The organism is Paraburkholderia guartelaensis, assembly GCF_004353905.1.
Lineage (GTDB): Bacteria > Pseudomonadota > Gammaproteobacteria > Burkholderiales > Burkholderiaceae > Paraburkholderia > Paraburkholderia guartelaensis.
Map to the genome: position 1 here is coordinate 58610 of NZ_SMOD01000042.1, position 8493 is coordinate 67102.

The following is an 8493-nucleotide window of genomic DNA, read 5'->3' on the forward strand; positions in this document are numbered from 1 at the left end:
CGATGGCGCGTCACGTGTTCGCGCCATCTGTTTTAGCCCAGGAGGCAATCTTGAAAGCACACGCGCAACGACTCATCGCCGCGCGCCTTGGCCTCGCGCTGCTCACACTGCTGATCGTGTCCGCGATGGTGTTTGCCCTCACGGGCCTGTTGCCGGGTGACGCGGCGCAACAGGCGCTCGGGCAGGCTGCGACGCCCTCGCAGGTCGCGGCGCTGCGTCACCAGTTCGGCCTCGATCAGCCTGCCGTGCAACGCTACGCTCAGTGGCTGATGCACGCCCTGACCGGCAACTTCGGCACTTCGCTGTCGAACAACCTGCCGGTGCGCGAACTGATCGCTACGCGCCTGCCGAATTCGCTGGTACTTGCCGGACTGACGACGCTCGTATCGGTGCCCATCGCACTCACGATCGGTATCACATCAGCGATGTTCCGGGGCTCGCTGCTCGACCGCGCGCTCAATGTGCTGACCTTGTCGACCGTCGCGGTGCCCGAGTTCCTGGTTGCCACGATCGCTGTGTTGATCTTCGCCGTGAAGCTGCGCTGGCTGCCGGCACTGTCGTATCTGTCGGACGTGTCGTCGTTCGATGCGCTGCTGCGTGTCTATGCGATGCCGGTGATGACGCTGTGCTGCGTGATCATCGCGCAGATGGCGCGCATGACGCGAGCGGCCGTACTGGATCAGCTCAACGCGTCATATGTCGAAATGGCAATCCTCAAGGGCGCGTCGCCGATGCGCGTAGTGCTGCGCCATGTGCTGCCCAATACGATCGGGCCGATTGCCAACGCAGTCGCGCTGTCCCTGTCGTACCTGTTCGGCGGCGTCGTGATCGTCGAGTCGATCTTCAACTATCCCGGCCTTGCCAGCCTGATGGTCGATGCCGTCACGAACCGCGACATGCCGCTCGTGCAGGGCTGCGTGATGGTGTTCTGCGCGGCGTATCTGGCGCTCGTGCTGATCGCCGACCTGTGTCAAATCGTATCCAATCCGAGGCTGCGTCAACGATGAACCGACCCACCACCCAGTCTCATGCCGCGACTACCCTTTACGCGGTTTCACAGAACGACCCTCCGCAAGGCGACCCCAGCCTGCAGGAACCGTTGCCCGAAGTCACCGTCAAGCGGCGCGGTGTGCTGCATCGTCTCGTCGGACGCTTCTCGGTGCTCGGCCTGCTCGGACTAGTGATCGTAGTCTTCTGGCTCGCCGTCGCGTTTCTCGGACCGCTCGTCGCTCCGTACAAGGGCGGGGCAATCACGTCGACCGAGACTTTCGGCTCATATAGCGCGGTGCATCTGCTCGGAACCGACTATCTGGGCCGCGACCTGCTGAGCCGTGTGATCTTCGGCACGCGCTATACGGTGGGGCTCGCTCTCGCCGCAGCCGTGCTTGCGAGCTCCATCGGCACCTTTTTCGGCCTGCTCGCCGCCGTGTCGGGACGCTGGGTCGACGAGGTCCTGAGCCGTTTGTTTGATGCGGTGATCTCGATTCCGAGCAAGGTGCTCGCGCTCGTTGTGGTCGCCGCGTTCGGCTCGTCGATTCCGATACTGATTGGGGTCGCCACGCTCGCCTATATTCCCGGTGCATTTCGTATTTCGCGCTCGCTAGCCGTCAATCTGATGACACTCGAATATGTGCAGGTCGCGAGAGCGCGCGGCGAAGGGCTTCTCTACATCGCGCGCGTCGAAGTGTTGCCCAACATGATTCATCCGATGCTCGCCGACTTCGGTCTGCGCTTCGTGTTCATCGTGTTGCTGCTGAGTGGCCTGAGCTTCCTGGGTCTCGGCGTGCAGCCGCCCAATGCCGACTGGGGCTCGCTCGTGCGCGAGAACATTGGCGGGCTGGCAGAAGGCGCGCCGGCCGTGCTGATGCCGGCCATCGCGATTGCAACGCTGACCGTCGGTGTGAACCTCATGATCGACAACCTGCGGCGCCGTGGTGGCCGGGGACAGGGAGCCGCGAAATGAACATGATCGAAGTCAAAGGCCTGCGCGTCGTCGCGGGCGCGGCGCCGGACCCGGTCGTCGAGATCGTGAAGGGCGTCGATTTCTCCGTGAAGAAGGGTGAGGTGCTCGCGCTGATCGGCGAGTCCGGTTCGGGCAAGACCACGATCGCGTTGTCGCTGCTCGGGCACGCCCGGACGGGCTGTTCGCTTGCTGGCGGATCGGTGCGCATCGGCGACGTCGAAGTGCTGTCGCTTGATGCGCGCGGACGCCGCGCGCTTCGGTCGCGCACGGTGGCCTATGTGGCGCAGAGCGCGTCCGCTGCCTTCAACCCGTCCAGAACGATCATCGATCAGGTCACGGAACCCGCGCTGCTGCACGGGCTGATGAGACCCGCCGAGGCGCGCAAGAAAGCCGTCGATCTTTTTCGTTCTCTCGCGCTGCCTTCGCCGGAGACGATCGGTGCGCGTTATCCGCATCAGGTCTCGGGCGGGCAGTTGCAGCGTTTGATGGCGGCGATGGCGCTGATCACCGATCCGTCCGTGGTCGTATTCGACGAACCGACAACCGCCCTTGACGTGACCACGCAGATCGAAGTGCTCGCGGCGTTCAAGAAGGTGATTCGCGAGCTCGGTACGACGGCGGTGTATGTGTCGCACGACCTTGCAGTGGTCGCACAGATGGCGGACCGCATCGTCGTGCTGAACGGCGGCGCCGTGCGCGAGAACGGCACGACCGCGCAGGTGCTGGATGCGCCCGCCGACGCCTATACGCGTCAGTTGCTGGCCGCGACGCGACGGCCCGAGCCTGAGATCGCTGCGGCATCGAAAGAAGCCGCGCCGCCGATCCTCGAAATCCGCGGGCTGCACGCGGGCTACGGCCGCATCGGTCGCGATGGCGTTCCGGCCGTGTGCGTGCTGGACGATGTAAGTCTGACGATCCCGCGCGGTTCCGCGCTCGGTGTGATCGGCGAGTCGGGCTCGGGCAAAACGACGCTCGCGCGCGTGGTAGCGGGTCTGGTCGAACGGGCGCGCGGTGAAGTGCTGCTCGACGGCGTGCCGCTGCCGTCGAAGCTGTCCGATCGCACGCTGGATCAATTCCGTCGCGTGCAGATCGTGTTCCAGAATGCCGACACGGCGCTCAACCCGAGTCGCACGATCGCCGACATCCTCGCCCGGCCGATGAACTTCTATCACGGCCTGCGCGGTGCGGCGGCGCAAAAACGCATGTTCGAACTGCTGGATCTGGTGAAACTGCCGGCCACTATCGCGAAGCGCCAGCCTGGTGGGCTGTCGGGCGGGCAGAAGCAGCGCGTGAATCTGGCGCGCGCGCTCGCCGCCGATCCTGCGCTGATCCTGTGCGACGAGGTCACTTCGGCGCTCGATACGGTCGTCGGTGCGGCGGTGCTCGATCTGCTTGCAGAGCTGCGGCGCGAACTGGGCGTGTCGTATATGTTCATCAGCCACGATATCTCGACCGTACGCGCGATTTGTGACGAAGTGATCGTGCTCTACGCCGGACGGCGCGTGGAAGCGGGCCAGCGGGACGTTCTCGCGGCGCCGCCTTATCACCCGTACACCGGCCTGCTGGTCGACTCGGTACCTGCGTTGCGGCCCGGCTGGCTCGATGCGCGGCGCGCGCTCACGCTTGCCCAATTGCCCGCAATGGGACCATCGGGCGAAAACAGTGAGCTGTGCAGCTTTCGCGACCGCTGTCGGATGCGAATTGACGGCCAGTGCAACGTCACGCCGCCGCCGCTAAGAAAACTGCCATCCGGCGCCGAGATTCTTTGTCACCACTCGGCAGCGGAACTCAGCCGCACGCAGACTACCGGGACGGTAGCCGCATGAGTGCACCCTTTGGAAGGGCGGCGGAGATGGGCCGCGAGACCTTTGCGACTATCCGACCTGGACCCCATGCCGCCTTCGGCAGATACAAGGGGTCGGGAAATGGACGCGAATAAGAAATAGAAGGGATTGGGACAATCTGGAAACCAATGCCATTCTCGGTTTCCAGCTCCCGAGGCTAAGTACTACTACCTTTCGGTTTTCCGTGAAAATCATCGCGCTATGCGCTGGAGCAAAAAAATGACCGTGGCCCTCGTGCTGCACCGCGCCGACGGCGCACCACTTTCAACCTCGTTCCGCAGGGCTGCCTTCGGCAAGAACGACCCCTTTGCGCGAAATCGTGAAATCGCGTGGGAAGGACCAGACTCGATGATCGCGGGTCGGGTCAGCCTTGTTGGTGAGCACCGCATCGCGAGCTTTCCCCACATTGAAACGATTGTCGTGGTAGAGGGAGAGCTCACTCTGGAAACGGCTGGACAGGCCCCGTTGGTGCTCGGTCCAGGAGCGGGCGCCGTCGTCGGTTGCGGCACAGCGCTTCGCATGAGCGCGGAATCTCGCACGCGTTTTGTTTTCTGCGCCGCCGCTTGCAAGCGGCCGACGAAGACTGGGCTCGCCCCGTTACGCGCCGACGCCGATTTCAAGCCAACGGCAACCCTGCCGGCGGACGTGTTGCTGGGGCCGGCTCCCGAATGTCGCAGCGACAATGCCTTCACCGAGGATGACGTGGAGTACAAGGCGGGCACGTGGGATTCGACGCCCTACCACCGGATTGTCCGCCCGCATCGCATGAACGAATTCATGCATCTCCTGGCCGGCGGCGTGCGGTTCGCGGCGCCCGACGGCAGCGTGCTGTCGATGGGCGCTGGCGACGCGCTTTTCGTGCCCCAGGGCGCGCCGATCGGGTGGGAAAGCAGCGAGCGGGTGGCGAAGTTCTACGTTGTTCAAAGCGTCCACGCTTCAACAGGCCGAGATTAATCATGTCCCCTCCGCTGAACCACATCCAAAGTTCACCCACGTTGCCGGCCGCCGCTGACGTGGTCGTGATCGGGGGCGGCATCATCGGCGTCTTTACCGCCTACTACCTGGCCCGGCGCGGGGTTTCAGTCGCCCTCGTCGAGAAGGGGAGGATCGGCGCCGAACAGTCGAGCCGCAATTGGGGCTGGTGCCGGCAGCAGAACCGCGACGCTCGCGAATTGCCGATGGCGAGCAAAAGCTTGGATCTGTGGGAACGATTTGCCGCCGAAACGGGCGAAGACACGGGCTTTCATCGCTGCGGGCTGCTGTACCTCAGCAACGACGACGCCGAACTGTCCCGGTGGGCGAGTTGGGGCGACTTTGCGAAGACCGCCGGGGTGACAACGTACATGCTCGATAGCCGGCAAGCTACCCAGCGGGGGCAGGCGACTGGGCGACAGTGGAAAGGCGGCGTCTTCTCGCCCAGCGACGGCACCGCCGATCCGGGCAAGGCTGCACCAGCCGTGGCCGCTGCGCTCATGAAGCTCGGTGGCAGCGTCAACCAACACTGCGCGGCTCGCGGCATCGAGCTGGAGGGCGGGCGGGTCAGCGGCGTCGTCACAGAAGCCGGGGTCATCAAGACCAGAATCGCCGTGCTCGCTGGTGGCGCCTGGGCGTCTTCGTTCTGCCGCCAGCTCGGCATCCGCTTTCCTCAGGCCTCGATCCGCCAATCCATCCTTAGCGTGTCTCCGGTGGAACATCGGTTGCCGGACGCCCTGTTTACCGCAGGCGTGTCCGTGACGCGCCGCAACGACGGGCGCTATGCGCTGGCCATCAGCGGCCGCGCGCGCGTAGACGTAACGCCACAGTTCATGCGATTCGCCCCACATTTCGTACCGATGTTCGCCAAGCGCTGGCGCAGCCTTCTTCCAGGAGGCCTGGAAGGCATGCGAGGTGGCCACGAAACGCTGAAGCGATGGCGGCTCGATGCGCCGACTCCCATGGAGCGGGTGCGAATTCTGGATCCGAAGCCCGATATCCCGACTATCAAGGAGACTCACCGCCGCGCCGTCGAATTGCTGCCGGAACTTGGCGAGGCACAGATCACGCACGCGTGGGCCGGCTTCGTCGACAGCACGCCGGACGGTGTGCCCGGTATCGGCGAAGTGCCGGGCATGCCGGGATTGATCCTGGCCGCGGGCTTTTCCGGACATGGTTTTGGCATCGGCCCGGGCGCGGGCCATCTGATAGCGGATCTTGCCACCGGTGCTGAACCGATCGTGGACCCCATACCGTATCAGCCCAGCCGATTCGACGACTCCGCGTGGGGCAAGGTCGCTGAATTCTAGGTCGCACCCAAGATGCGTTGGAGAGTCGAATCGTGCGGACAAAATCCGCTGTTCACGATTGCTGGCCACTTGCGCGATAGCTGCACCAGCGAAAGAAGGTCCGGTGGGGCGCAAAAAGGCGGAGGACACCGGGATCTTCCGTCTGGTGTTTCCGAAGTTCTGGCGCTGGCCATGGGTATGCGGCCAAGCCGCGGATGAAGTGCAAAGTCAGGTCACATCCAATGGCCTCATTCATTACGAGTCGAATCAAACTATGACTACGATTGCCGTCATTCACACTACACCGGTCACGGTCGAACCGATAAAGGTGCAAATCAGCGAGCAAATCCCTGACTCGCGTGTTGTCAACATCATCGATGACAGCTTGCTCAATGACGTCCGTGAAGCCGGCCATCTGACTCCAGAAGTTGCGAGTCGGATCCATTCGTACATGGCCAATGCGCAGGCCATGCGCGTCGATATTATCCTGAACGCCTGTTCATCCGTGGGCGAAGCCGTTGACTCAGTGCGCAACTTCGTTAGTACGCCAGTAGTGAAAATCGATGAAGCGATGGCAGAAGAGGCGAGCGTCATTGGCCGTCGCATTGGGGTGGTCGCGACTGTGTCGACTACACTCGATCCCACCGTCCGGCTGGTCAAAAAGAAGGCCAGCGAAATCGGTCGCACCGTTGAAGTTACGGAGCGGATTGCCGAGGGCGCTTTCGAGGCTCTCCTCAGGGGGGACATCGCGCGACACGATGATATCCTCAAAAGCGCTATCTCGACCTTGGCGCAGCAGGTCGATGTGGTCGTGCTGGCGCAGGTCTCGATGGCGCGGCTCGTGCCGCATTTGGACGGCATGCGCGTTCCAGTGCTGTCTAGCCTGCGCAGCGGTGTCGCTGCTCTGAAACGGGCGCTCGGTAACGTGCTTTAGACACCAATTCGACCGGTTGGAAGGCGGTCGAAAACCTCAATGGCCTAACCGCCTCCACAACTCAGAGCCAAACGCAAGTAGCTATTGGCATCTGGCATCCACTGACCGGCTTTGGCGATGATGACCTTACTGAGGTCAAGCGTGCCGCTATAGGAGCTCTCATGTCCGAACCACCCGTCGAGAAGGCGCCTACCTACCGAGCCTTTACGTCCTGCGACATCGTAGCCGCGCATGCACTGTCACTCGCCGCTGGCTGGCCGCATGGCGGCCAGGGTACCGACGGCACCATCGTGCCGATCGACAGCGCCCCGCAACTTGAGCCTTCGGGCGCGCCTCTCGCGGAACTGCTGCTCACCCCGACTCCGCATTGCCGCAATCAGACTGACCATCGTTCGCTCGACGGGAAGTTCACCTGCGGCACGTGGGATTCCACGCCTTATCACCGGCTCGCAATGTCTTACAGTCATTACGAACTCATGCATTTGCTCGAGGGTAGCGTGACGTTCGTGGACGAGACAGGGCGCCCCGCGACCTTTTCGCGCGGCGACATTTTCCTCGTTGAGCAAGGAGCGCGGTGCAGCTGGGAAAGTCGCGAGCATGTCGCAAAGGTATTGCCATTTATCGTATGGCATAAGGCCGTCGATCGCCCGCTAATCACGCCCGCAGGTTAATAGTGTCTGTGAGTGTTTTTCCGTGCGCGGCATCGGGGTATCCACGCCGATGCAAGTTCAGTCATAAGAGTCATAGACCACAAAATGCTATCGTCCATTCGTGCACGCGTTGTTCTCGCATGCGTAGCGCTGGTAGTTTTCTCCGTCATCTCCAGCACTGCGGCCGACTATTCGATCGCGAAGTCGAGCATGGAGGCTGCCATCGACCACGACTTGACGTCGTCCGCGAGTGAACACGCCGGTGGCATCGGCGAATGGATCGCCGGGAAAACTCAAATGATCTCGTCGCTCCAGGACATTGTGCTGATGGCTGATCCTTTGCCCATGCTTCAGCAGATCGCCGTCGCGGGCGGGTTCTTTGACGTCGGCGTCGGCTATCCGGACAAAACCGCAAAGTTCAACGACTGGCCGAACCCTCCATCCAGCTACGATCCAACTAGCCGCCCCTGGTACAAGGCCGCCGTGCAAACTGGTAAACCCGTTGCTATCCCTTACGTCAGCACGAGCGGGGCGTTGCTGGTTGGCTTAGCAGGCCGCTGAAATACCGCTTAAACACGTCATCGCGCAGAGCTCGTGAGGCGTTGATAGATGGACCACTACTTGTCCCCTGGAGATCATGCGCGGCGCCGACACATTCACCGAGAGTCTGTTTTCCATGCGCAAGCTGGACGACTTCGTCCCCAAGTCGCATCCGTTGCGTTCGATCCGCGTGATGGCGAATGAAGCGCTGGCGAAGATGGATCGACAGTTCGCCCAGATGTACGAAGCGGACATAAAGGGCGGGCGGCCGAGCATCGCGCCAGAGAAGTTGCTGCGAGCC

The 8493-nt window shown here is 62.7% G+C and carries 9 protein-coding genes; all 9 read left to right on the forward strand.

The genetic code is table 11. The features are described 5' to 3' along the window. Positions 1–50 precede the first annotated feature (50 nt). Positions 51–1007 (forward strand): ABC transporter permease, encoded by a 957-nt coding sequence (locus E1N52_RS35255; RefSeq protein ID WP_133188527.1) that lies wholly within the window; start codon positions 51–53, stop codon positions 1005–1007. Beyond that, positions 1004–1963 (forward strand): ABC transporter permease, encoded by a 960-nt coding sequence (locus E1N52_RS35260; RefSeq protein WP_133188529.1) that lies wholly within the window; start codon positions 1004–1006, stop codon positions 1961–1963. The genes E1N52_RS35255 and E1N52_RS35260 overlap by 4 nt, the downstream gene beginning before the upstream one ends. After that, on the forward strand, positions 1960–3789 hold the full coding sequence (locus tag E1N52_RS35265) for an ABC transporter ATP-binding protein (RefSeq protein ID WP_133188531.1): 1830 nt from the start codon (positions 1960–1962) through the stop codon (positions 3787–3789). The genes E1N52_RS35260 and E1N52_RS35265 overlap by 4 nt, the downstream gene beginning before the upstream one ends. A 237-nt stretch (positions 3790–4026) precedes the next feature. Further along, positions 4027–4761, forward strand: coding sequence for a cupin domain-containing protein (locus E1N52_RS35270; protein WP_133188533.1), 735 nt, complete (start codon positions 4027–4029; stop codon positions 4759–4761). A 2-nt stretch (positions 4762–4763) separates the two neighbouring features. Next, a complete protein-coding gene (locus tag E1N52_RS35275; RefSeq protein WP_133188535.1) occupies positions 4764–6089 on the forward strand; it encodes an NAD(P)/FAD-dependent oxidoreductase in 1326 nt (441 codons plus the stop codon). A gap of 253 nt (positions 6090–6342) precedes the next feature. Further along, complete coding sequence (locus E1N52_RS35280; protein WP_133188551.1) at positions 6343–7002, forward strand: aspartate/glutamate racemase family protein; 660 nt, start codon at positions 6343–6345, stop codon at positions 7000–7002. Between the two features lie 161 nt (positions 7003–7163). After that, positions 7164–7673: a cupin domain-containing protein gene (locus tag E1N52_RS35285; RefSeq protein WP_246089343.1), complete on the forward strand. Its 510-nt coding sequence runs from the start codon at positions 7164–7166 to the stop codon at positions 7671–7673. Positions 7674–7862: 189 nt separating this feature from the next. After that, positions 7863–8213 carry a PDC sensor domain-containing protein gene (locus E1N52_RS35290; RefSeq protein ID WP_205965718.1) on the forward strand — a complete coding sequence of 117 codons (351 nt, stop codon included), beginning with the start codon at positions 7863–7865 and terminating at the stop codon, positions 8211–8213. A gap of 76 nt (positions 8214–8289) precedes the next feature. Then, positions 8290–8493, forward strand: a 204-nt coding sequence (locus E1N52_RS35295) for a transposase (protein WP_484217453.1), incomplete at its 3' end; no start/stop codon positions are given.